This window comes from Calothrix anomala FACHB-343 (assembly GCF_014696435.1).
Classification (GTDB): domain Bacteria; phylum Cyanobacteriota; class Cyanobacteriia; order Cyanobacteriales; family Nostocaceae; genus Aulosira; species Aulosira anomala_A.
Window position 1 is genome coordinate 1 of record NZ_JACJQG010000057.1, and the last position, 23,616, is coordinate 23,616.

General features: G+C 37.4%; 23 protein-coding genes. All 23 read right to left on the reverse strand.

Annotation, left to right across the window (positions count from 1 at the left end; genetic code table 11):
• Window positions 1–311 precede the first annotated feature (311 nt).
• The 23 genes from H6G08_RS26500 to H6G08_RS26610 all read right to left on the reverse strand — a co-directional run bounded on the left by H6G08_RS26500 (window position 312) and on the right by H6G08_RS26610 (window position 23,526).
• Window positions 312–1,448, reverse strand: a complete 1,137-nt coding sequence (locus tag H6G08_RS26500) for a hypothetical protein (protein ID WP_190548508.1) — start codon at window positions 1,446–1,448, stop codon at window positions 312–314.
• Between the two features lie 16 nt (window positions 1,449–1,464).
• Window positions 1,465–3,018, reverse strand: a complete 1,554-nt coding sequence (locus H6G08_RS26505) for a cellulase family glycosylhydrolase (protein WP_190548510.1) — start codon at window positions 3,016–3,018, stop codon at window positions 1,465–1,467.
• 9 nt (window positions 3,019–3,027) lie between these two features.
• Entirely contained in the window at window positions 3,028–3,681 is a 654-nt protein-coding gene (locus tag H6G08_RS26510) for a hypothetical protein (RefSeq protein ID WP_190548512.1), read from the reverse strand.
• Window positions 3,682–3,686: 5 nt separating this feature from the next.
• Window positions 3,687–4,094 (reverse strand): hypothetical protein, encoded by a 408-nt coding sequence (locus tag H6G08_RS26515; protein WP_190548514.1) that lies wholly within the window; start codon window positions 4,092–4,094, stop codon window positions 3,687–3,689.
• A 26-nt stretch (window positions 4,095–4,120) separates the two neighbouring features.
• Entirely contained in the window at window positions 4,121–4,804 is a 684-nt protein-coding gene (locus tag H6G08_RS26520; RefSeq protein ID WP_190548516.1) for a hypothetical protein, read from the reverse strand.
• 2 nt (window positions 4,805–4,806) lie between these two features.
• Window positions 4,807–5,895 carry a tail fiber protein gene (locus tag H6G08_RS26525; RefSeq protein WP_190548518.1) on the reverse strand — a complete coding sequence of 363 codons (1,089 nt, stop codon included), beginning with the start codon at window positions 5,893–5,895 and terminating at the stop codon, window positions 4,807–4,809.
• Between the two features lie 31 nt (window positions 5,896–5,926).
• The gene (locus H6G08_RS26530; RefSeq protein ID WP_190548520.1) at window positions 5,927–7,630 is read right to left on the reverse strand and encodes a hypothetical protein; all 1,704 of its coding nucleotides are present in this window, start codon (window positions 7,628–7,630) and stop codon (window positions 5,927–5,929) included.
• Between the two features lie 24 nt (window positions 7,631–7,654).
• Window positions 7,655–8,263 (reverse strand): phage tail protein, encoded by a 609-nt coding sequence (locus H6G08_RS26535; protein WP_190548522.1) that lies wholly within the window; start codon window positions 8,261–8,263, stop codon window positions 7,655–7,657.
• A complete protein-coding gene (locus H6G08_RS26540) occupies window positions 8,264–9,454 on the reverse strand; it encodes a baseplate J/gp47 family protein (RefSeq protein ID WP_190548525.1) in 1,191 nt (396 codons plus the stop codon).
• Between the two features lie 7 nt (window positions 9,455–9,461).
• Entirely contained in the window at window positions 9,462–9,806 is a 345-nt protein-coding gene (locus tag H6G08_RS26545) for a GPW/gp25 family protein (protein ID WP_190548527.1), read from the reverse strand.
• A gap of 626 nt (window positions 9,807–10,432) precedes the next feature.
• The gene (locus tag H6G08_RS26550) at window positions 10,433–11,167 is read right to left on the reverse strand and encodes a phage baseplate assembly protein V (RefSeq protein ID WP_190548529.1); all 735 of its coding nucleotides are present in this window, start codon (window positions 11,165–11,167) and stop codon (window positions 10,433–10,435) included.
• 416 nt (window positions 11,168–11,583) lie between these two features.
• Window positions 11,584–14,373 carry a peptidoglycan DD-metalloendopeptidase family protein gene (locus H6G08_RS26555; RefSeq protein WP_242046275.1) on the reverse strand — a complete coding sequence of 930 codons (2,790 nt, stop codon included), beginning with the start codon at window positions 14,371–14,373 and terminating at the stop codon, window positions 11,584–11,586.
• A 3-nt stretch (window positions 14,374–14,376) separates the two neighbouring features.
• Complete coding sequence (locus tag H6G08_RS26560) at window positions 14,377–14,904, reverse strand: LysM peptidoglycan-binding domain-containing protein (protein ID WP_190548531.1); 528 nt, start codon at window positions 14,902–14,904, stop codon at window positions 14,377–14,379.
• Window positions 14,905–15,693, reverse strand: coding sequence for a hypothetical protein (locus tag H6G08_RS26565; protein WP_190548533.1), 789 nt, complete (start codon window positions 15,691–15,693; stop codon window positions 14,905–14,907).
• 73 nt (window positions 15,694–15,766) lie between these two features.
• Window positions 15,767–17,686: a phage tail family protein gene (locus H6G08_RS26570; protein ID WP_190548535.1), complete on the reverse strand. Its 1,920-nt coding sequence runs from the start codon at window positions 17,684–17,686 to the stop codon at window positions 15,767–15,769.
• A 416-nt stretch (window positions 17,687–18,102) separates the two neighbouring features.
• A complete protein-coding gene (locus tag H6G08_RS26575) occupies window positions 18,103–18,507 on the reverse strand; it encodes a hypothetical protein (protein ID WP_190548537.1) in 405 nt (134 codons plus the stop codon).
• 18 nt (window positions 18,508–18,525) lie between these two features.
• Window positions 18,526–18,999 carry a hypothetical protein gene (locus H6G08_RS26580; RefSeq protein WP_190548539.1) on the reverse strand — a complete coding sequence of 158 codons (474 nt, stop codon included), beginning with the start codon at window positions 18,997–18,999 and terminating at the stop codon, window positions 18,526–18,528.
• 15 nt (window positions 19,000–19,014) lie between these two features.
• Window positions 19,015–20,508 (reverse strand): phage tail sheath subtilisin-like domain-containing protein, encoded by a 1,494-nt coding sequence (locus H6G08_RS26585; RefSeq protein WP_190548541.1) that lies wholly within the window; start codon window positions 20,506–20,508, stop codon window positions 19,015–19,017.
• A gap of 3 nt (window positions 20,509–20,511) precedes the next feature.
• Window positions 20,512–21,129, reverse strand: coding sequence for a hypothetical protein (locus H6G08_RS26590; protein ID WP_206758301.1), 618 nt, complete (start codon window positions 21,127–21,129; stop codon window positions 20,512–20,514).
• Entirely contained in the window at window positions 21,129–21,599 is a 471-nt protein-coding gene (locus H6G08_RS26595; protein ID WP_190548545.1) for a hypothetical protein, read from the reverse strand. Before H6G08_RS26595 ends, H6G08_RS26590 begins: the two co-directional genes overlap by 1 nt.
• An 11-nt stretch (window positions 21,600–21,610) precedes the next feature.
• Window positions 21,611–21,958: a hypothetical protein gene (locus tag H6G08_RS26600; RefSeq protein WP_190548547.1), complete on the reverse strand. Its 348-nt coding sequence runs from the start codon at window positions 21,956–21,958 to the stop codon at window positions 21,611–21,613.
• Window positions 21,959–21,964: 6 nt separating this feature from the next.
• Window positions 21,965–22,921 carry a phage major capsid protein gene (locus tag H6G08_RS26605; protein WP_190548550.1) on the reverse strand — a complete coding sequence of 319 codons (957 nt, stop codon included), beginning with the start codon at window positions 22,919–22,921 and terminating at the stop codon, window positions 21,965–21,967.
• A gap of 32 nt (window positions 22,922–22,953) precedes the next feature.
• Complete coding sequence (locus tag H6G08_RS26610) at window positions 22,954–23,526, reverse strand: hypothetical protein (protein WP_190548552.1); 573 nt, start codon at window positions 23,524–23,526, stop codon at window positions 22,954–22,956.
• Window positions 23,527–23,616: the final 90 nt, after the last annotated feature.

The window sequence follows — 23,616 nt, forward strand, 5'->3', positions numbered from 1 at the left end:
TGGGATATGCTTTACTCATGTTGCTCTCTCGGTGCTGTCTACTATCTATTCACAGCGTATACCGAGAGAGCTTTTTTACAATCTGTCCGACTTTTCAAACATCCTCTTAGGAGATATTGATAATCCTATTGGTACAGAAGAGTTATTACTAGTAGTCTCCTGTCCCTGATTTAAATAGGCAGAGGTAGTAGCCAAATGAAGTTGATACTTATCTGTTGTTAAATTAAACATAAATATAGTTATTAATATAAATAAAGGCCCTTACTCAAACAAAGTAAGGGCTTTTTAATTAAATTATTGAAATTAATTTATTATCCTTCTATATAAAGACGATTCCATCTAAGATTAGAACCATTAACTGCTGTAGCTCTAAGCTGAATTCCTCCACCTAAATACTCATTAGCAGTAGGTAGATTAGTAGAAGTACTTCCACTAAAAGAAGTACCATCAGTTACATTATCTAACCTGTAACTAATAGTGCTACCTGCTCTAGGACAATAGATGTAGAAATCAAGCAACTTCTGTGCAGCAAATGTAGCCCCTGTGATTGCGGATACATTCTGAGTAGTACCGTCCTTAGTAGTAAATTGCCAGCTAGTATCTCCTCTTGAAGTGGAATATTGAAACCCTACAAAGTTACCATCTGGATTATCTACAGCAGTAACATAACCGTCCCAGAAGCCTTTGTTATCAGTAGAAGGAGTTCTACTATACATTCCTATAAATATTCTGGTGTCTGGGTAGCTGGTATCTGGTAGATAAATTCTGGCAAAGAAGAAGAAACCCCCAAAGCCATTAGGATTAGTTCCTCGACAAAAGATTCTACTATTAGTACTAATATTACAGAATATGTTAGTTGTATTAGGGACTATCTGATTGTTTAGCTGACTAGCACTGGCTAAATTAGCCATGTAGGGAATTGAATCATCAGAAGGAATAACGTGTGAGGTAGTACCAACTCTAGTTGAGTTTTGACCATAAGTACCTACAGCTACACCGTCTACTGGGAAGAATACCACCACCTGATTTCTAGCTAGCCCAGATTGAGCTATGTATTCTCTAGCGTCAGGGGTCTGCCAGATAGGAAATACTCTGCCTGATATATCAGTTGAATACATCAGAACATTACCAGAACTCGGAGCAGAAGGTTTACTACCACTAGCAGCTATGCTTTGGGATGTAATTGTCTTAGTGCCAGTAACAGTCTGATTAGTGTTGGTTGTTACTATAGTGCTTGCGTTAATGCTGTCAAGCTTAGTTTTATCAGCAGCACTCATCGATCCAGGAGCAGAACTAGTAGCGGGTACTCCCACCATTAGTTCATTTGGGGTCATTTTTCTATTTCCTGTAGTCCCCTCACTAACATCAACTATGGGAAATATGTCATTTGCTCTATCTAACTGAGCGCCAGTTAGAGCAGTCTCTTGACTGATTTTTGTATTACTCATTTGAATAATTCTTTAATTAATTAATAACTGTATCTTCCCGAAGGATAAAGGAATTGTCTTCTCTTAGTAGGAAAGTATTATCTTCCCTAAGTATTCCTAAGTTTATAGTGTTGATATTATCTTCTCTCAGCAGATAAGTACCGTCTTCTCTTAAGATAAAGTCCCCATCTTCTCTGAGTAAACTGCCGTAGATAATTTCAGAATCTTCTGTCAGTAAATAAGTACCATCTTCCCTTAAGAGATAACCACCATCTTCCCTAAGAACAAAGTATTCAGAGATAGGATAAGGTGAGGAATCTGAAGGAAGTTGTATCTTATAAATAAAGTCAGATAACTTTCTTATAGTCGTATCAGATAAAGCTTTACTTAATCCTAAGACTGTGTGAATCTTACCAAAGTAATTAACACCACCTATCTTTAAAGTACTCTTATATAAGGTATTATCCCAATATCTAAGCCAATTCCAGAAGTCTTCTCCATTATGTCTACCACCATTACTAGGTCTTAAATTAGTGGGTTTAGTACCATCTAAAGGAGTGATTGTATAGCCGCCTTGGATGTTTTTATTATCAATAACGTAAGTTGGTGTAAGACCTCTACCAGCCCCAGTATCACCATGATAATCCCAATATAAAGCACCAATTCTTTTCTCCCTTGAAATCGCGTAGGAAGCTTGAGTAGCCTTCTCAGTTGGATTTAAATTATTATCTGAACCAAACTCTCCTAAGAAGATAGCTAAGTCTAATTCATGTACCCTATTAATATAATTTCTAAGCTTCTCGGTGTATTGTTCTTGGGTATATGAATCGGTATCTAAGCCCCAAGTTTCATATACGTGAATACCAAATAAAATATTGTTGTAATTAGCTATAGGAGCATAAGGATTATTAGGGTCTCTAAAAGATAGTAAACTTCTACCTCTACTCAGAATTGCTGATGAGCCTGTAGGAACTGGATTAGCATTATAGCTAACACCTTCCTGCCCAAAGAATAAACCATTACAAACTATAGGGTTCGTCTTACCAGTATCTCTAATTGCCTTAATAAGTACTTGGTACATTCTTGCCCAAGAATCCAACTGACTGGCTGGATTCATATTACCAGGTTCATTTATTGGTTCTAGCCAGACATAAGGATTATCTTTGTATAACTCAGCATATTCCGCCCCTATATCAGCAACCTGTTGGAGGCTAGGATTAGTGGTTGAAGATAATATATAACCAGCAGCTTGACCGTTAACATGGTGGCAATATTCGAGCATACATACAATACCCCTGCTAGTAATTTCTTCTACAGCATTGGCAATTGATTCTGCTCTTGTATCTCCACCTAGAGTAGTATTTAAAGGATTACAGCATACTCTTATTGTATTGACTCCCCAAGCCTCAGCATAAACCATTGAGTCTTCAATATAAGGCCCAATAACTCTAGGCTGACCATTTATCCAAACTGTACCTGCTCTTTGATTAGTCTTGCCGTATCTATAGCCAAGAAAGTTAAAACCTCTAGGAATAAATTCAGAACCATCAGGGGCAAATATTCTTTTACCTACTATATTAAATCCAGACATATTAATTTATTAGTTGTTAGATACAACTACCCCATTTAAATATAATTTCTTATTATTACCATTAGAAGTAGCTGCCCAAACTCTAGTAGTATTTGTAGGAAAGTTAGATGATGGATTATCGTAAGTAATGGTAGTGCCAAATTGAGTAGCTGAGAGGGTATTTGAATCCGCATACCCTAAATTAACATTCTCACTTGAAGTAGGTACATTAGTGCTTAAAAACCAGTTTGAGCTATTAATAGAAGATGCATTCTCTCTGATTATTAAGGTTGAAATGTGGTCTGCAAGCCAAGCACTATCTACTAATAAATAGTTGGAACTAATCACAACACCATCAGGATTGAATTGTCCATTTATTACTATCCTGGGTTGAAGTAATGGATCATTCTGAAATGAATGTTTAGCCTTTCTACCTTGGTCATACCAGCCTACTAAATAACCAACACTAGAACCTACAAATTGAATTAAGCTTTCTAGGTTTATTAAGTTCTTATTTGTGTAGGGAATATCTACTACAGTATTATCTCTACGTACCCTCATGCAAGGGCCTTTATAAGAGGATACAAGCCGAACTATAGAATAGACAAATTCTAGTTCTGGGTAATTGTCTAATGGTAAATAACTACTATTTAATTGGTTATTTAATCCAATTCCTAATTGCATAGCTTTTACCTCTTATAGGCAATTACTTTTCCATATTCCAAGGTAAATGCTGATATATTCCCATATAAAATGAATCCTGTTGGTAACTCTACTCCTACGGCTGGGGTAGAAGTATTAGCACAGGTCATTGCAACAAAGGATGCAGCCTCAATTATTTGAATTGCCACCCAGGAACCTGATTGAGGAAGGGTACTAGTAACTAGAGTATGTCCTCTCTGCCCCAAAGACATTTCATTAAATGACCTAATATCGCTAGCTGTAGATTCAGTAGCAGCATTTAATGGTAAGGGTAGAGAGGTATTTATTATTGTATTGTCTTGCTGAGTTACATAAGGGTCATCAATAGTACCTGTCCCAGATGCCTTTAGATAAACATTCTTATTAAAAGCATCTTTAACTATAATATTAGCCATAATTTCTATTTAAATTATTTGATTTATCATGAGGCTCTCAGCCAAACAACTGGAGCACCTGTTTGTAATGTGAAAGAACTTGTAGGTGCAGTACTAGGCAAAGATCCATAGCTCTGAGAAGCTCTGGAACAAGTATTAAAAGATGTTGATACTGAAGTAGTTCCTAATACAAAACCTCCTATTGCAGCAGAACTACCAATAGTAGAGATAACAGCCGAACCACCACTCTGAGCTACTGCTAAAGCATACCAACCAGGTGTCAGATTAATGTTAATTGTTGCTTCTTTAGCCCCTGTAGAATCTATAGCAACATCACCAGCATCTACTATTAAGGAACTAGGTGTTATTCCACCTGAAGTAACATTATATATACCCAATCTTGCAGTATTTCCTGCTGAAGCTTGTGTAGTAACGTTAATACAAATCCTATCAAAGCTAGCTGTTACTGGCGTGTAGAAATAAATGTAGTAAACAAATCCTGTAGCTAGACTACCAGTAGTAGGAGCATTAAAGTAGTGTGGTGTGTAATATCTACCCGATACAAATCCGGGGTGATTAGGGCTAGCTATAGCAATATTCCCACTAGCATCAACAGGAATTACTGTTTGAGCATATTGTCCATTAGGTAGAGGAAACATACCTCCAATATTCTGACCAGCCGCAATGATTAAATCTGCATACTGCCCATTAGATAAAGCGATTCTTGTCATATTTAAGTTTTTATGATGTAGTGAACTACAAGAAATGGCGGCATATTCTCATGTGAACCGTTACCACCTTGGGTATTGGTAGTAATTCCTGTACTAGCCGCACTCAAATTAATCCCAGACCTTGCACCAAGAATACTAATATTAGTGCCTGAAGTTAAGGCTTCAAATTCATTAGTTACAAGAAACTGATGACCACCATTACTATCAGCAATATAATTACCAGTACCGTCATTTCTATTAACTCTTACTTTATGGCTGTGGCCTGGATCATTAATGCCGTGGTTATGTCCTGGGTCGCTAATAGCGTGATTATGTCCTGGGTCATTAATTCCATGATTATGAGAAGGTATTTGAGAAACGTTTAAAGTAACTGTTTCTTGACCACCAGATTGACCTAATGTTCTATTAGTTAATCCGGCACCTTGTCCTGCACCAAGACCTACCCTTCCTCTACGATCAGGAACTCTAAAGGTAGTGGTTCCATTTCCACCATAAGTAGTACCTATAACAGCGTATAAGGCCGGATAACTATTAATTTGATATTCTGCCCCATTGCATAATAACCAGCCCGTAGGAGCCGTATTACCAGCAAATTCAGTCATCATTCCTGTCGGTACTATCTCAGTAGAAGGAATGGTTGAAGGAGAAATTCTGTCTACTAATTTATCTCTTAGGTCTATAATATTTCCACTTAAACTTCCCTCAGCAGTCGTCAATTTTGCTAAAGGGAATGATTCATTAGGTAATACACTAGATTGTTGTACTAACCCATTACTATTGATGAATATATATACAGTGGTGTTATCGGGAATATTAATAGAACCTGTAGAGATAGTTACAATATTACCGTTACTAAGTAGTACAGAACCCCCTAAATAATTAAAGGTTAGCCCTGATTGATGAGTAACCTTAAATCTGTCGTAAAAGCTATAGAATCTGGACTTTATTTGGTCATTACCATCATCTAAATAGCTGTCTATAATCTTCGGCCCATGTCCAATATAATCCTGCCCATCTGGGATAGGATATGCTATCTGATTTGCATCTTCGGCATAAAAGACATCACCATCAGAGAATATACGCCTTGTCATATTTCTTATTTACTAATTAATAAATATTTAGTTAAAAGGAACTGAGAGCCACTCTACGCCATAAATTTGTGGCCACACAAACGTGTATGAAATTTGGAGATATTCTAATGTCTCCTGGGTTGCCTGTAGCTGTTGAGCTACCTAAATCACTAGTTAAAGTATTATTTAAGCTTGTACAGCTTAATTGACCGTTAACAGTAGTATTGCTATTAAGGGTAATTCTGCCATTATTACGGTCTATGCTAAATGCAAATCCTAAATAATTCCCCGCATCGTCATATCTACTAATTGCCAGATTAGATCCAGTATTACTACCAGATTCTAAATCCTCGGTCTTAAATAGTTCCCATCTTGTTAATCCACTGCTGTTTGACAGTCTAATATTTGAACGAGAGCCGTTAGCAGATTGAATATCAATCCCAGGAGTATATGTCCCTGAAGGTTTAATATTTAAGGTTGTGCTAAATACTGTACTGTTATTAAAAGTAGTTACTCCAGTAAAAGTAGAACTACCATAAAATACTGGGCTAGTGTTAGGAGCATAAAAATTAAGGATGTTCCTGACATGGGCTGTAGTAGCTATTCTCGTTGTATTGTCAAATGGGTCTGAAGGGGTAGTAGATTTAGGAGCCCCTGTAAATGTAGGGCTTGCTAAAGGAGCTAATGTCGATAACTTATTATTTACCCAAATAGAATTAACTACTCTACCTGTATTATCTGTACCAGGAGGTGTTGGTATATAAATCGACCTATCGAAACGGTTTATAGATATACAATAACCAATTAAATTACCCGAATCATCATAAGCATTGATAGTTAAATTACTACCTGCATTACCACCAGTTTCAGTCTGCTCACTCTTAAATATTTCCCATCTAGCTAAACCAGTATTATTACTAAACCTAATTACTGACCTAGCTCCACTAGCTGACTGAATATCTAATCCGGGATTAAATAAACCTGGAGTTCCTGTACTAAGTGGTCTAGTTCTTAAGGTGTTATTAAAATTAGCTACCCCAGAGAAAGTAGGTGAATTAATATTAGCTTTTAAAGTAATGTCATTGAGGACGGATTCTATCTTCGTATAAACAGCATTCTGAGAAGTAGCTAAACCTGAATTACTCCATGAAGGCCCATAAGGAGTAGCATCACCTAATATTAAGCTCCCGTTTGGTTCAATAGGAAGTTGCATCCAATAGGCATTATTAGTAGGTAATACTCCCGTAATAGGGGTAAAACTTCTAGAGATATAAGCTCTATTTAAATAAGTTACTAAATCTCTATACCTATAAGTTACTGCTTCATTCCAATCTCCTCTAGGAAAGGGGCCCCCAATAGTTGAAGATAAGTTAGGATCAGCAGCAATTAATTGTGCTATTCTTAATGCCCCAGTGTCTAATACATCGTTCACCATTCCAGTAGGAACTAGATTGGCAAACTGTACTGGTGTACTATTAGGTACTAGTGCATAAAAGTCTAGAAGGGCAGGTTCAATTAAATTACCATCACCATCTGTCTTAAAGAATTCAAACCTATATGTTATCTTCTTAGTTTCTGATTCATCTAGATTTATATCAACCACACCATTAGTGATGGTGAATACACTTGGTTCTATAAGATATATAGAGTCTGGAGTAGCACTTACTTCTACAAGAGTTCCGCTAAGAGTTACTCTTAACTTACCCGTTATAGGATTGCCCCCAGAATCTAGGAAAGTTCCTAAAATCTGACTCATATTTGAATATATTTAAATTAGTTTTTATAAAAGTGTGTAAACAATAAGTTGACTATCATCTAGTATTAAGTAGTCCTTAATTACAGAATCATCAAAATTAATGTTAGCTTTACACCAACAAGGCCCAAAGAGTTTAATTAACTTTTTAACTAGTTCAACCTGAGGAGTATCCCTGTAAATTGTCTTTAGATATACTGTATATTCCCAACCAGATTTACCTAAAGGATCTTCTCCTAATTTAGATTGCCCAAAGATAAAATCTCCTCTACCTGCAATCTCATGTGGTATCTCAAAGCAGAATAAAACTGTACTCAGAGCTTCTCTACTACCCTTATTAGACCAGATTTTAGTATATGAATAATTTAATAGACTTCTTTTATGCTTATCCTGCCAGTTCTTATCCCAGTAAACACCTGTAAACCCACATAAAGGAGCTAAGAAGTCTAACCAGTTAGCATCACAGGTAAGAGGATTTAATTGTCTAGGAATATCATCAACTTTAGTTTTAGTTGCTATTAATAATTCATCCCAGAAGGCGGTTAAATATCCAGTTACTAAATTATCTTTATAACATTCAGGTAGGCGAGAGAATATTGGAGCTTTATCTACTATCCACGCCTGATAAGTTGTCATTTACAATTCCCCAATGAATGTTTCAGATTCTCCAGCCCCTCTAAGAGATTCATATATTACTCTATCTTCAGATAGCAGTTGAACAAACAAACTATAGGGGTAAGGTAATGAGTATTGATTTGGTATAACTATGTTAGTTGGAGAACCATTAAGACTAAGTGTTTGTATATTCTTAATCCCCTCAGTTAGCCTTAGGTGATACTCTACTTCATTAAGGATGATATCTTGACCAACTGGGTAGGTAGATGGGTTTAAATAACTTTTATAAGCTTCCCATAAATCATTTATAACCTGTTCAACATTAGCTCCAATTGTTACTTTAGCTATCAATGATGCACTGATATTTATAAGCTCCATTGGGCTTATATAAAGCTGTGTACCTAACTGAATTCTTCTGCTTAATGAATCACTAACTAGTTGCACTTGAGCGTCATTAGCGGGTTCCTGATTGGCATTTAGAAGAAATAAATGTACTGCCCCTAACTCTTCCTCATTCTTATTTCTAGATAATAATCCTATTGCCTTAGCTACAGAACCTTCACCTAATATTGTCTCGGCAGCAACTTCATAATCATCTTCCGATACTAGATTTCTAATTCTTAATTCAGTTAATCCTCTACTTATGGTTTGGTCTAATGTTTCTGCATCAGTACCTCCTGAAGAAGATTCAACATTAGTTATCGAGGATAAGAAACTAAGGGGCTGGGTAGCTCTAGTTATTGTGTAAGCTGGTAGATTATATTTGCTACCTACTTCCTCAGCAGTAGCAGTCACAGAACCAGCTATAAGTCCAGGAGGGATTTGAAGGGTAGCATCAGTGAAGAATGAATATTGCCCCGAAGAGTCTACTACCTCAAATCCCTCAGGAATTGTAAATGGTGTTGATTGCGGTGCGGTAAGGGTAAAAGTTAATGTAGTTACTGCCTTAGTACCTAGAGATTGCTCTACACCCGTGACCTTTAAGAAGTCCACTACTAAAGCTAATGGAAGTTTATTTACATGATAGAGAAACTCAGAAGCAGCAAAAGCTTGACCTTGAATTAAGGCAGCTACAGGTGAATTCTCAGAGAAATCGTTTAGCTGACCCCCTGAGGCGTTGTATACCCTAAGTTGAGCTTGGGAAACTATTGATTCTTCATCTCTATCATCTAGAAGAATCGTATCTAATGGGATTGATGATATATCCGTCATATTAAATTTAAATTCTTACTGTAATTGATTCTTCTTCATCTTGATACTGCCAATAAACCGTTATAAGGGCTTCCCCTCGGTCGTTGATATTGCCCGCTACTTGGAATTCAACATCGGGAATATATCTTATTAATCCTTCTCTAATCTCAGCAGAGAAAGTATTTATATCTTGAATGGATTCAAATAAAGGATCTCTCATCCCATAAAGCGGCCTCATGACCCTTTGTTTAGGTTCAGTTTGCAGCCAAGATAATATATGCCCCTTAAATAATTCCCCTTCACTGGCTACCTTTAAGTTGCCCCTGATTGGGTCAATTTGTAATGGGAATGCTATCCCTTTCTGTATTGTCATATCTGTTTTCTATTAAATACTAATGTCCGAGTTTATTAAATTAGGGTAAGTGATACTTAGTAAAATAATTTGCATAGTAGGAGCAAAAGGGGTGTGTAAATTGGCTGAAAGTCTTATAGGGAAAGGGTTATACTTACTCAGTATAGAGTACTATGCTATCTTTCTCTCTCTCCTTCCCTCTCCTTTCCTTTCTTCCCTGGTCTCCTTCTCTCTGGTCTAGTTTGCGGCGATTTACTGTCTAGGTTTCTATCTGGTTTATTATTTAGGGATTTTAGGTGATTGATAATAGTTTAATTAATCAACGGTAGAATCAGGCTTTCAGACGTTAAAACGAAGTAATTTTATAAGCTCAAAGCTATATGGGGTAAGGATTACAGCATATTACTATGGATACTTATACTATGTATATCCTCAATCTACCCTTCTCCCCCTACTCACCTCATCTTCCCCTACTTCACTCCTCTCCTTTCCCCCTTATCCCACCCACCCTTCCTAAAACGCTCCGCTACGCTCCGCCCCTTACCTAGACCATTTAATAGACCATTTAATAGTACTAAATACCTAAACTAGGTAACTGTCTAGGTTAGGCGGTTTATTCTCTATTGAATCTAATTTCACCTATATTGTTACCAGCCCTTATTGACTATTACATCCCCGTCACTATCTACAGCCCCTAATGTTGTAATCTGCTTCCCGTTAACAGATAGAGTTGAGCAGTTAGTTAGCTCGATACCATAACCCCCGCAGTTAATTGTTAGCACCCCACCACCCATCTCTGATGTCCCATTACTGTAGAGCTTAATAAACCACTGACCAGCTTTTAACATTACATACTGGGCTGCTACCAAAGTAAGTGCTTGTAAAGCATCCATTAAGATATTTCTCTTAACTTCTACTTTGAAGTCTTCTTCAGCAGTATGGGTTGCACTCTTGTCTGTAGTGGTAGAGAATTCTCCTTTGACGGTTAATGAATCATCACCACCAATTTCAACAACCTTATTACCAGGAATACTTTCAGAATAATCATCTTGAACTGATTCCTTATCTCTAGGGGGATTAGTTGCATTCATTAGGGATATATAATATCCATTAGTCTCAACCCCTTCTGCATAAAGCACTAGAACTGTTTGCCCTACGATAGGTAAAGGCGGGTCAACAAAAGGAGATGGTAATAATCTCCTTAACCAGTCACTTTCTAACTGAGGAGCAGATGGTAGAGATACTTTTACCCTTCGTTTGTTCTCTGGATCTTGGTTATTTACTACTATCCCCATCACGGGGTAATTGTATCTTCCTACTGAATCTAATGCCACCTGTGAGGCTTTATTAGAATCTAATAATATCTTAAATATCTCTTCCATAAATTTAAAATATACTACTACCTACTGAAGGTAGTTTTACTCTTGTTGTAGGGTTAATAGGAGTACCATTAACCCTAATTTCCCAATGTAAATGTGGCATTTATATTCACTCAAGGTCGTTAATCTTGAGCCGCTACTTTAAGTAACTGCTTGTACTTTAATACAAGATTAGACTACATCTTAATCCTCTAAGGATTCTCCCCATTTCCACCTACTTAGGTGTACTCTTCTAAAGATAGTCGTTGAAGCTTTTCCTTGTCTAATTGATTTAGGAACTTGCCTGCTGATTACCCAATCTTTAACTTTTCTAACCTTCACACTTACCTTTTCAGATTATGTTGTGGTGTTAAAGCTCTTAAGGCTTCCCAGCAATTAAGGGAGATTCAATATAAAGTTACCTCTATATTGGGCTACATTTAACCTGTACTATGCCCAGTGCTGCCCATTAATCCTATTAATTGACCTTGCTGAACTTGTTGTCCTACTTGAACTTTAATACCCCCATCCTCTAAGTGACCATATAAAGTCTTCTCATTATTAGAATGGTCAATGATTATCTTGTTACCATAACCATCTGAAGCATTACCCGCAGTTGATACTGTTCCTGAAGCTGCTGCATATATAGGAGTACCTGAAGAATTAGCTATATCTACTCCATTGTGGTTTCTGCCACCTCTAGGCCCAAATGGAGAGGTGAATGTGCCTTTAGTTGGGATAATGTAGCCTGTAGGATTACTACTTGTTGAATTTGAATTAGTATTAGGAGGAAGGTCTGCACTAGCGTTCTTATTCTTGAGTGGAGAATAGCAACTTACTTTAGTAATAAAGGTGCCCCTAGAGTAATCATGGGTAACCGTATCAACTACCCACATCCTATCTAGGAAGGTACTTACACCTTTAGTCAGGAATGGTGTATCTGGATCTAATGTCAGAGCTTCTGGGGTAGTAGGGAATTCAGCACTAGCTAGTATGCCCTTAATCCTGTCCTCATTAGCTTTCCTGTCAGCATCTTGCTTATCAGTAGTGCCAGTAGTCTTAGGGGCAGGTGCTTTGATTGGTGATCCAGTTGTTGCGATCGCAGAATCTCTACCAGTACCAATTACATTCTCCTTCCTCTTCTGCACCATTTGACCTGTATCTGGGTCAATCTCATATTTCCTTTCCCCTGTTGAGTTATTAGCTCCTGGTACAGATGACCTAGCACCACCTTCAGCATCCTTTTGGGCTTCATGTACTACCTCAAAGCTAGTGCCCATATTATCCCCATACTCTAGGACAAATATCTCCTTATCTGTAATGACACCTGCTCTAGGTTTAATAAATAAGGTAGCCCCCTTGGTATACACCCTGTAACCAATCCTTCTAGCTTCAATTAGTAAAGCTTCATAGTCAGTTTGACCACGCTGAGGGAAATAATTATAAGTTGGGCCTTCCTCAGGCATATCTAGCTTCATGCCATAAGAGCTTGTTATTCTCTGACCTATCTTCTTGAAGCTAAGGTTAGTGTAAACAGTATTCTTAATTCTCTGAGTTAATACCCATGAAGCAGCTTGCCCAGTAAATTCAAGAGCATTTGGTTCAAATAAACTGAATCTTAAACCTGTATGGATAAAGGAATAAGCTGCTATTGTCTTGCCGCTATAACCCAACTCAACTGTAATCTGTGAGCCAGCTAAAGTAACTGGAGTAGGCACAGCTTCCTTAGTGGGAGTAGTAGACGTAGACTCGGCTGCTTTAGTAGCAGCACTAGCCGAGGCAACTGTACTGAGTGCTTTTACTACCCTTTCCATATAGGGGTATAAGGCATCCCTTAATGGTGCAAAGTTATCATTATTAACTCCAGCGATAGTTAATCCAGTTAGGACATTATTAAGTGGAGCTATCTCTAGGATTGTGATTCCCCTGGTAGGTGCTCCTAAATTGTCTCTATGCTTGAAAGGAAAGTGTCCAAACTCCTTAGCTAAGGCAACATCCATAACACTAAGGAAGTTACCACTGGCATCATACTTAGCCCCTGCTATAACTCCAGCCCTACCAGCAGGCTCATCAAAGTGTAATTCCAGAGCATAAGCACCAGTCTGTTCTTTAAGCTTCTGTACCTCATCTTGGTAAGACCTACGGGCAGCATCTCCTCTACTAGAGCCAATGGGAGGAGCAGTGATTACTGTATAGCCAGCTTTCATCAGCATTCCCCTAAGCAGTTGAGCAGCTATCTCAGTAGTTACCGATTCTACTGTTCTAGTTTCACCAGCATAAGTAACACTGCTACCACTAGTACCATTTGTCCCACTACTGATATCTATTCTATGACCAGAAGTAATTATTATTGACTTAGTTGGCCCTACTTTAGGTAATGGCCAGTCACCTATCTTCTCTGCTTTAAATGGGTTATTACTAGCTTGCTGTTTCTTAGTCTTTTGAGCATCTTCCTGAACTATTTCTTGTACAGTTTTATTTTTATTAGATGATGAAGCAGTAGTGGTTTCTTTCTCTAACCATTCAATCTTGACATTAATAATTCCAGGTGTAGCATTATTAGTTAATTCTTTCCATGCTCCAGGAGTTAAATCAATCTTTCTTGTAGGATGAGGTCTAAGAGGTCTTAAGGCACTTTTGCCATCTGGTGTTGTTGCAAAAGGGCCTGTTGATACAACAGTAACTATTACTGATTTATTATTTGCAAGATTAGTAACCCTCATCTTGGCATACTTGTAATAATTACGCCAATATTCAGAATCAGAAGAAGAAGGATTATAGTTTGGGTGAATCATGGCAGCAAACATACCATTAAAGTTTATAGGATCACCCCAAGCACCCTTATCACCCCCTTGCGTTGATTCACCATAACCAAAGGTAGAAGCTTGAGTATTCTCATATAGAACTTTACCCGCCGTACTATTTGACTGGTCTGGTTCAGTAACAGGAGCAGTATTACTATTAGTAGATTGATCTCCAGGATCAGGAATTGGATCTAATCCACCTACTGTTTCTATATAAGAGAAGTATTTATCTGCTAATTTTTTATCTGGGTCTAATACAGTAAAGCTACAGCTAGATTGAACTTTACCTTCTCCTAGAGTTACTGATGCGAATATTAGCTTTCCATCTCCTACAGTGAAAGTATCGCCACTTTGACTACCTAAGCTACCTAATGTAATACGTACAAAAGGATCTATTAATCTCTGAGATGGGTTTGGATTAACCATAATTTAAATAATATTAGGTAAATATAATAATGAAATATTGATAATTAAAGCAAAGGTCAGCACCCAGTCAATAATCCTCCAGATAGGTACTTCGGGCTCATAACTGCTAGTTTTAAGTGCCTTCCTAATTCTCTCTGCCTTAGTAGGAGCACTCAGACTCTTAGATATGGAAGATAAATCTAAATCTTTAAGTATTTTATCCTGGTCTATATTAATTCCTAATAGCTTAGTAATAGTTTTAACTTCTCTAGAGTTTAATATCTCTTTAACCCTAGATTGAACTTCCTTGTTAATACCATTAATCTCAATAGCAGCTTGGTCTTTAAATCTCCTCTCTGCTTCTTCTTTAGTAGGTATTGTTAAGGTTTGCCCTATCTCTATTGCCTTGAAGATATCTATATCATTCATGACTGCTAGCTCTCTCCAAGAGGAATAATCCCCTAGTACTTCACTTGCTATATTCGCTAGAGAATCACCAGCACTTATCTTTATAGTTTTAGTTAAATTTAAAGGTAAAGGTTGTGTACTCATTTATTTATTAAAAGAATTTAAATTATTATTACTACCTGAAGTGTCAAGCTTACCATCCTTGTACCAACCTACTACTCCTAAAGGCTTGGAATTATTAGTATATAAAGCAACAATCCCATTATCCTGAACAACTATTTTATACTTATTAATCTTGACTAAAGAAGATACTTTCTCTGGTAGCTTCTTTATGTTCTGATTTAGCCATATTTTAGCTTTAGAGGCGGCATCTTCCTTCTGCCTATCTGTTAGCTTGTTTGATGACTTTAAGGCAGCTTTAAGCTTATTCTGAGAAGTTTCTACCTGAGCTTTTCTAGGTAGCTGACTCTCCGGTATTTGTAATAAGGTAAAGCTAACTCTAGCTGATGCTACTTCACCATTAAGCCAGCTAGTTTCAGACCAACTAAGGTCAGTAATGACGGCAGGGCCAAACTTATCACTACCCCATTTAAAGTAAACAGGAGTAGGGGCATACTTACCTTTAACTGGATCAGCTACCATTAGGGCTTGAAGCTTATCTAATAGAATCTGACAGGTTTTACCTCTTGTATAACTTTCTAATATTAAGTTGGATAATCTAAGGGTTAATCCACTAGTATAACTATAAAACTGAGAAGGAGTAGATGTTAGAGCAGTTGCCCCTTCATCATATTTAGCTTGCTTTGAGAAGGACTTCTCTTCGGGATTATAGAGAAAAGTGAAGGTTAAATTATCTAATTCATCTACAAGATAAGCGTAAATATTCTTTGTCTTTTTAGCTGGATTTAGACCTACAATGACAGTTTCATTCATATATTTAAATAAAAGAAAAGTCCCCTACTATTGAGACAGTAGGGGAAGTTTTAAAGTAGTGATTATTTTATATTTAGGCTGCAATTGCTAGGTGGCTCTTTTGATAATTACTCCACTCTCTAGCAATGTAACTAACTACAGTCTTAGCTATACCTTCTGCATCTTTAGCTTGAGTATTAATAGTGATTGAGCCTATATTTAAACTTCCACCTCTGGAAGATAATCCATTTAATAATACAGCTTGCTGTTGCCTATTCAAGATAGCTTCTGAGGTATTAGCTACCACTAATCCTGAGCCTTGAGGTGCTTGATTTAGTTCCCTAGCAGCAGCACCTAATAGTCCTTGGTAATTAAGCCCATTAGCCGAGTTAGGTGTCTTACCTGTTAGTTTATCCCACCAGTTTTGTAGTCCTGTTTTAGCTTGATTGGGTTGCTTAGATTCAGAATTAGATCCAGAAATCCAGTCTTTAAACTCATTAAATTTATTAGCTATACCACCAAAAAATCCTTTAATCGATGAGACCATATTATCCCATAGACTCACAACATCCTTCCAGAGATTACTGAACCCCTCCCCTATAAACCTAAAGAAGTTACCAATTGGTTCAGTTATAGATCTTCTCAGTTTAGGGTCTTTAAGAATACCTATAACTATTAAACCTACTGCTGCTATTGCTAAAGTTATCCAACCAGCAGGGCCAGACATAATTCCCATTAGTACAGGAGCTAATTGGGCTAGGATTGTAGGTAATACTCTACCAGCAAACCAAGCTGCTCCTATAGTTAATAATCTGCTGGCTATAACTTTAAATAATGCAGTAACCCCCATCTTTAAGAGAATACCTGCACCAATAGCAGCATAAACACTACCATCTAAATTAGCTAGGAAGGAGCCAATACCTTTAACAACTCCAATCAGCCCCTCACCTATGGCAGTAGCCAGAGTTGAGTAGAAGATTGGGGAATTAGACCCAGCTAGGAAGCTAAAAGCAGTACTAACAAATTCAGCTAACTTTTTACCTAATAATTCTAAATTAAGGAATCTTTTAAAGAAATATCTTATATCATTCTGAAGCTGACCTAAATCCTTTAAAGCATTAAAGTCACTGAATATTAAATTTAAATATCTAACTCTAGCTGCAAAGGAATTAGCCGCATCTCTTAGGATTCTCATAGGGTCACTACCTGTGACTCCTAATATCTTTAGAGTTGCTCCTAACGTACTAAATAAACCATTGTCCCCAAATAGAGCTAAGAGAGCTTTATTAATTGCTTTAAAGGCTGATTGATTGCCATTAGTAAGAGGATCTACATCCCTCATTAAGCCAAATAGACCAGTCTGTAGCCCAAATAGCTTATCATTAATGGTTCCAAATACCCCTTCTACTGAGTTAGAAAGTTCTTCTAATACTCTTGGGTCTAATCTAGCAGCTTGAAGGAATATTCTCTGTCTTTCATCACTAGATAATCGCCTTAAATCTCTTCCGCCTAATAACCTTTCAAGCTCATTTCTAAAAGTAGTGTTCTTTTCATAAAGGTCTAAGGTCTTTAACTCTTTAAGGGTTCTAGTACCTGATAGGAAATATGCAGCTTGGGAAGATGCTCTAGTAGAGTCTATACCAGCAGTCTGCCCTAATAATGTACCAAAGGTAGTTAAGTCTTTTAATCTACCTAATGCTGCTCTTCTTTCTAATGAGTCTAGTTTGCCATCTAAACCAGCAAAAGCAGGGATAACATCATCCATTATCCCCCTACCAAATGCAGTAAAATCAGATGCCATTCCAGGTAACTTAGCGGCTACCTCAGACATTTGAGATTGGAAATCCTCTACAAATGAAGTAGCTTGGCTAAAGTTATAGCCAGTTAGCTTCATTAAGTTACCTGAAGTAGCAATAATACTAGTTTGAGTAGTAGCAGCTTCATTAAATAAATCGGTAGCTTTACCAGCTAATGAAATAATAGAGCCTAATCCCTTCTGAATAGCTGCCGACATGAGTTCAGCGCCTAAGACGGCCTTCCCAAAGCTATTTGTGGCCCTCTCATTATATTTCTGTATTTTAGTAAAGTGACCTTGTATAGCTTTAGTAGCGTCATTAAGAGAAGATAATAATTCCCCTACAACGCTTAATACCTGATTGACGGGATTAGGGGTTGCCATATATAAAACTTATTTATAATAATCCAAAATCATTTGTTGAGAAGCCCCAGTCTTTAAGCTTATTCTCAGGAGAAGGGCCTTCCTTCTGCTTTAAGTTAATAAATATATAAAGGTGATATAAACACTCAGATATATCCATATCTAAGAACTGAAAGTAAGCTGGATTGAATTTCCCACCACAAGATAGGATAAGCAACTCCAGTAAATCATTAATTGTTAACGCATCTAGGGAATCAATACTAAAGTAGAGATTATCCTCTGAGAGCTTCAAGTTTATCCTGAAAGCACATGATAGCTTCTGCTACCCTCTCTAAATCAGTGATCTCTAGTTCATCTAATAGCTCATCAAAGGTTACTTTATCTTTATTACCAAACTTGGTTATACACAGTGATGCTAATTTGACTGCTATAAAAGATTCAGTTTTATATTCAGCTTCAGTTGACTTCATGAAGCTCTCTAGTAATAGAAACTGTCTAGTCTTAGGAGATTTCATTACTACAGGAGTACCATCTTCTAACTTAAAGCTGGCTATACCTTCTTCTGCATTGAAATCAATTTCGGACTTCTTTTCAACCTCTTGGATAGGTTGAGATTCATTATTAATTAAAGTAGGAGACTCGCTAGGAGTCCCCTCAATCACTACTCTTTTAGCCATAATACTTAATTTAAATTATTAGCTAGCTGTATCAGTCATATCTGAACCTTCGACAGTGAACTCTAATTCAAGTTCCACTGCTTGACTACCATCTGAGGTGTCAATATTGCCTCCCCAGGTTAAATTAGATACCCGGCATCCATATAAAGTAAGGGATTTAGCTCCTTGAGTGGAACTACCATTTACATATTTAATTGGGGTTAATGTAAGAGTGAATTCTTCTCCACCTTTATATCTATTAAAGAAATCGAATACAGATTGGTCTCTATCTATATCGTAGGGTTTAGATAAAGTAACAGGTTGATACTCTTGAGTTCCACCTTCCCCAGTTAACATTTTATTAGAAAGCCCATCATTAAATTGAGGTCTTTTAAAGCTAACTTTAAGTCCAGAAAATTTAGTCCAGTAAATATTAGAACCTATCTCTGGACTAGCAATTAAATAATCTGAGTTAGCTACTGGTCTTAAATTACTTATTGGTAATACTGCCATTGTTTATTATTTCCCTTATGATTGAGTATTAGATTGAGTCTCAGGCTGGATTAATTGAGCTTCTACTTGGTCTTGATTTAAAGGTAAAGTACCAATTGAAACTCTGATTGTATTAATCAACAGTTTCTCCATTGCTGGGGCAGGTACTACATAAACTTCCAATAGAACATTACCTTGCTCTAACTCATCAGGGGTATTATTCTCGAAGTCACATTTAACTTCAAATGCTTCAGCTTCAGTAGCGCCAAATAATGCTTTACCTCTCCATAAACGCGAGCAAACCGATTTAGCTGTAGCGGCAATAGAGGCTAATAGAACACCTTGACCATCAACCACAGAGAACAGTTCATTATCAAATCCCTTACGAAGTGTTCCATTAAGGACATTCATAATAACTCTAGTATTTAGGAAGGTATAAAACTCATTACTAGAACGAGTTCTCATTGCCCACACAACTACACCTTTATTTCTCAGGTTGCGAATGATATTAATACCTAGTGGGTTTAGTATTTCTTGTTGCTGGGTGTTGACCTTGGTAACTACATCTTTAACCCCCAACACTGGGAATTTAGCACCAGCAGGAGGTTGTTGGAATCCTTCTTCCCTATATCTGCGAGTAGCCATACCAGCTACACCTGCTGATGGAGGAACTACACCATCTTCCAGGTCAGTTAGGTAAGGGTAATAAAATCCTGTATGCCCTTGCGGAGAGGTATATAAGATACCTTCTGCTTGAGCTTGAGCTACGGTTAATCCTGAACCCGCATCAATCAAAGCTACCCAATCAAAAGATTCATCAGAAGCTAATGCTTCCATTGCATTACCAACAGATAATCTGTCAGATTGTGTAGTTAGTAATTGGAAAGCTTGAGGGGCAATTAAAAACCCTTGAGTCCAGTCATCCTGACTATCAAAGGAGTTCTCGATCGCATAAACGTAGTCTGTAGCAGCAGGGGTAGTGAGGTTTAAGGCCGCTACGGATAAATTTGAACCTACAGTAACCGCTAAATTATCTAGTGGATTATCTGCTCTAATAACAACTTTATCAGTGCTGTCTCCAGAAATAGCGGTAACGGCACTGGCTACAGAAGAGTTATTAACAGCATCAAGTAAACCAGAAGCAACACTAGCAAGAGTAGGCGTTGGACTAGCAGGTGCAGTGTAGGTAACCGTAGTTCCGTTGATTGTGGCTGTATAAGCACCTGCTACAGCAGTGCTAACAGTAATTGTGAATCTCTTAGCAATAGGTGTTCTTACAAAGTAAAGTAACCCTCTTCTATTATTTCTGAAGAATAATTTAACTGATGCTTCAGAAGGAGATGCACCAAATACATTGGTAAAATCAGTTAGTGAGGTAACCTGTGTTGGAGTTAGATAGTCTCCCGATGCTGAGGAGCCAATCATATAAACTGTCTCAAATGAGGCAATTGATAATGACCTGTATCCTTGAGTAGATTCTTGGATACGAACTCCAGGCCCCTTGAAATTGGCAAATATGCTAGTTGTCATATTTTATGGAATTATATTAATTTCTGAATCTAAATTATAGGTTGAGTTATTAGTAGTAATAAACTTCTCTTTAGCTCTGTAAATACGTATCTTCAATTCTTCTAAGGGTGGAGGATTATTAAAGTCATAATAATCAGGTGATTGAATATCATCCAATCCTGGAATTGAAGTGGTGTTAAACTTCACATCAAAAGCAAAGTTGAGGTAAATTAACCAATCAGAACCAGACCCGTCTGTATTAGAGACTGTAATAGAATCCTCTACTTTTACTGGAGTGAATGATTCTATATCTGGGTCTGGGGATTCAAGAAGGGATACTGTTTGAATATAAGAAATTATCCCTTCTAAACCTGTATGGGGAAGAGAATGATAATTTAGCTGACCTGGAAACCTGTATGCAAGCCTATAAGGGAATCTAGCTAATGTTTTAATTTGGTTAAAGCCTTCTTTATAGTGAAGTACATTCTGTACAGGCAGTAAAGTAAGCGAGTTAGCTGGATAAGTGCCCGTTAAAGTAGGAGCATATATTTCGCTAGGATATTCTAATTGCCAGTAATCTATCCTGACCCTAGCTATTAAGAAATCGTTTATACTTTCCCTTATAGTCTGAATATTTGTCATTATTTCTTCTCCTTCCTTAGGATGAATTTCCATAGGGTAGGGTCATTATCCATTAGCATCATCATCTTGTAGAAGCCTGCTCCACTGATTTCCTTAGTAGTTGGATTGGTGTATACAACCTGATTATTAGATACTGGAGGTTCTAAGATGAATAATGGTCTAATGTTATTAGGAGGTTCAAATAATGACCTTGGGAAGGTTCTCGGTATCTCTACCTGGATGTCGGTTATATATAAACTGATCATCTTCTCAGCCCCTTCAATTGCTATTGGAATAGCAGCCAGCTTAGGAGAGACAAAAGTAATATAAGGTTTGGGTAATATTAAGGTATCAGTTATATCTAAGACCCTGGTTGATTGATTGAATATCTGATGCCTTACTAATAAATGCTTACGCTGAGGATTCCCCAACTTAACCTCAACTTCAGCCATCTTACCCTCAACTTCAGCTAGCTTCTGATATAAAGTCATGGGTTATATCCTTACCAGTAAGATTTAGGTTGGCAGGGAGAGTATTTATTAAAAGCTACTTCTACTGATAGAATATGGGCTAACTCCTTTAGTAACCTTGTAGCTTCAGATTTAAGGTGCCCTACGTGTTGACTGTAAGATAACTTAGAACCCCTAGATTCAGTGACATAGCTGGTATCAGTTGCCTCTTTTAACTTGGCATTAATATCATCTAAATCAGTTAGTATTGCTACTGCTCTGTCATAAACTACTTGAGCGAAATTGGTAGATAATTGAGTGTGAACTACTGAAGATATGGGACTGTTATATCCCAGCACCATCTCTATCTTTTCTATTTGAGTTGTTGTGAAGTTAGCCATTATTCTTTACTGAGTGATTTTCTCTAGGCAAGCCACACCCTTAGCTCTGTTGTGAACCTTCAATTGAGGTTTTACATATACAGCATAATTCTCTGCATCAGGGTTACTAGAAGGTAATTGCTCAATGGCAAACTGCATACCTTGAGTAGAACCAGTGTTGTTCTGGCTGAAGGTGTATAGAGCTACTTCAGGTTCGTTGACAAAGTACAGAGTGTTGTTGGGGCAGTAGGGATCTTGAATGATTGGGCGACCAGCATAAGATACACCAGTGTAACCAAGGTCAGCTTGACCAGCAGGTAGCACATTATTGATAGAAGTGTTAGCAGCGAATAATAGTTTATATTTAGCTACAACTTCAGGAGTGGTGTAAATAGCTGTAAAGTTTCCACCCTTTCTTGCGATTGCAGTTTCCATTGCAAGTAGCAAATCAGCAGATAAGGCTCGGTTGCTTGCGTTGGTATTAAGAACGGCTGACCAAGCAGTGTAGGTAGCAGGGTCAATACCAGCATAAGCAGCATTAGCTACCACAGCACCTAGACCAACAACACCACCAGCAGCAGCTAAACCAGTACCAGTGTATACATATCCGCTAAGGGATTCCATAATGACTCTTAAGCCACTATTAATCTCGAATCCGTACAAGTCTCGTAATGCACCTTTACCAGCACTAGCGGCTTCAGCACGGTCTTCCTTTTGGATTTGGAATGAGTGACGTAAGCGGTTAGTGCCAATAGGTAAGGAAGCACCAATAATACTATCTTCTGTATAAGCACTAATACTAGCTGTAGTAGCTTCACCAGTTGCTCCAGCACCACCAACATTAGTATTCCATTTAACTGTCTTCTGGGAAATAATCTTTTTATTTAGACGGCTCAACATAGGGTAATAACCCAACTGTAAAGCGGCGACTTCTTCTTCCACCAAAAGCATCAAACTTTTGGTTACATCATTAATAATTGCCATATTAATTTATAATTCTTTCGTGTTTGTTTAGTTTATAGATTTGAAATTGAATCAAATAGAGCATCTGCGGCACTTACTTTAGTATTTGGATTAGCAGCAGTTACTTTAGTTTCTTGAGATGAGGAACCATTTACTCCAGAAGGAGGTAAGAATAACTTTCCATCATCTGAATTTAAATAATTCTTTAGAGATTCCTCTAGGGAGAGTACCTGACCATTCCTCTCAACAAACCAATTACCATTTTCTTCTTTTAACTGAGAAGAATTCTCCATCATATAAAGCTTATGAAGAGTTGATTGGTTGAGAACATTAGACTTGGAGATTGCTTTAGAGACGGCTTCTGAACGTTTAGCGTTATATGCTTGTTCATCTTTCTCTCTAAGCTGAGTTTGGAGGTCTGAAATCTGTTGCTGTAAAGCTTTTAGGGATAAATTACCTTTAGGTTCTTCATCACTTTCTAGGGGCGAAGTAGTAGTTAATTTCTTGATTTCTTTAGAAAGTGAACTAGCTAAACCTGCATTCTTCTTATCAACTTCAGATAATATTTCAGTCTTAAGTTCTCCTAATGTTTGTTTTAAGAGGTCTTGTATTTCTTCAGGGGTCATTTGTTAAATTCCTTATTGGATATCTGTATTTAAACCTAACAGTATGGTTATCTGGTTTCTACCTTAACCAGTTGGTACTATCTAATAAAA

Excerpts from the sequence above, each read along its gene's own strand:
- H6G08_RS26500 (WP_190548508.1), bottom strand. The coding sequence starts at position 1,448 with ATGAGTAATACAAAAATCAGTCAAGAGACTGCTCTAACTGGCGCTCAG.
- H6G08_RS26505 (WP_190548510.1), bottom strand. The coding sequence starts at position 3,018 with ATGTCTGGATTTAATATAGTAGGTAAAAGAATATTTGCCCCTGATGGT.
- H6G08_RS26510 (WP_190548512.1), bottom strand. The coding sequence starts at position 3,681 with ATGCAATTAGGAATTGGATTAAATAACCAATTAAATAGTAGTTATTTA.
- H6G08_RS26515 (WP_190548514.1), bottom strand. The coding sequence starts at position 4,094 with ATGGCTAATATTATAGTTAAAGATGCTTTTAATAAGAATGTTTATCTA.
- H6G08_RS26520 (WP_190548516.1), bottom strand. The coding sequence starts at position 4,804 with ATGACAAGAATCGCTTTATCTAATGGGCAGTATGCAGATTTAATCATT.
- H6G08_RS26525 (WP_190548518.1), bottom strand. The coding sequence starts at position 5,895 with ATGACAAGGCGTATATTCTCTGATGGTGATGTCTTTTATGCCGAAGAT.
- H6G08_RS26530 (WP_190548520.1), bottom strand. The coding sequence starts at position 7,630 with ATGAGTCAGATTTTAGGAACTTTCCTAGATTCTGGGGGCAATCCTATA.
- H6G08_RS26535 (WP_190548522.1), bottom strand. The coding sequence starts at position 8,263 with ATGACAACTTATCAGGCGTGGATAGTAGATAAAGCTCCAATATTCTCT.
- H6G08_RS26540 (WP_190548525.1), bottom strand. The coding sequence starts at position 9,454 with ATGACGGATATATCATCAATCCCATTAGATACGATTCTTCTAGATGAT.
- H6G08_RS26545 (WP_190548527.1), bottom strand. The coding sequence starts at position 9,806 with ATGACAATACAGAAAGGGATAGCATTCCCATTACAAATTGACCCAATC.
- H6G08_RS26550 (WP_190548529.1), bottom strand. The coding sequence starts at position 11,167 with ATGGAAGAGATATTTAAGATATTATTAGATTCTAATAAAGCCTCACAG.
- H6G08_RS26555 (WP_242046275.1), bottom strand. The coding sequence starts at position 14,373 with ATGGTTAATCCAAACCCATCTCAGAGATTAATAGATCCTTTTGTACGT.
- H6G08_RS26560 (WP_190548531.1), bottom strand. The coding sequence starts at position 14,904 with ATGAGTACACAACCTTTACCTTTAAATTTAACTAAAACTATAAAGATA.
- H6G08_RS26565 (WP_190548533.1), bottom strand. The coding sequence starts at position 15,693 with ATGAATGAAACTGTCATTGTAGGTCTAAATCCAGCTAAAAAGACAAAG.
- H6G08_RS26570 (WP_190548535.1), bottom strand. The coding sequence starts at position 17,686 with ATGTCGGCAGCTATTCAGAAGGGATTAGGCTCTATTATTTCATTAGCT.
- H6G08_RS26575 (WP_190548537.1), bottom strand. The coding sequence starts at position 18,507 with ATGGCTAAAAGAGTAGTGATTGAGGGGACTCCTAGCGAGTCTCCTACT.
- H6G08_RS26580 (WP_190548539.1), bottom strand. The coding sequence starts at position 18,999 with ATGGCAGTATTACCAATAAGTAATTTAAGACCAGTAGCTAACTCAGAT.
- H6G08_RS26585 (WP_190548541.1), bottom strand. The coding sequence starts at position 20,508 with ATGACAACTAGCATATTTGCCAATTTCAAGGGGCCTGGAGTTCGTATC.
- H6G08_RS26590 (WP_206758301.1), bottom strand. The coding sequence starts at position 21,129 with ATGACAAATATTCAGACTATAAGGGAAAGTATAAACGATTTCTTAATA.
- H6G08_RS26595 (WP_190548545.1), bottom strand. The coding sequence starts at position 21,599 with ATGACTTTATATCAGAAGCTAGCTGAAGTTGAGGGTAAGATGGCTGAA.
- H6G08_RS26600 (WP_190548547.1), bottom strand. The coding sequence starts at position 21,958 with ATGGCTAACTTCACAACAACTCAAATAGAAAAGATAGAGATGGTGCTG.
- H6G08_RS26605 (WP_190548550.1), bottom strand. The coding sequence starts at position 22,921 with ATGGCAATTATTAATGATGTAACCAAAAGTTTGATGCTTTTGGTGGAA.
- H6G08_RS26610 (WP_190548552.1), bottom strand. The coding sequence starts at position 23,526 with ATGACCCCTGAAGAAATACAAGACCTCTTAAAACAAACATTAGGAGAA.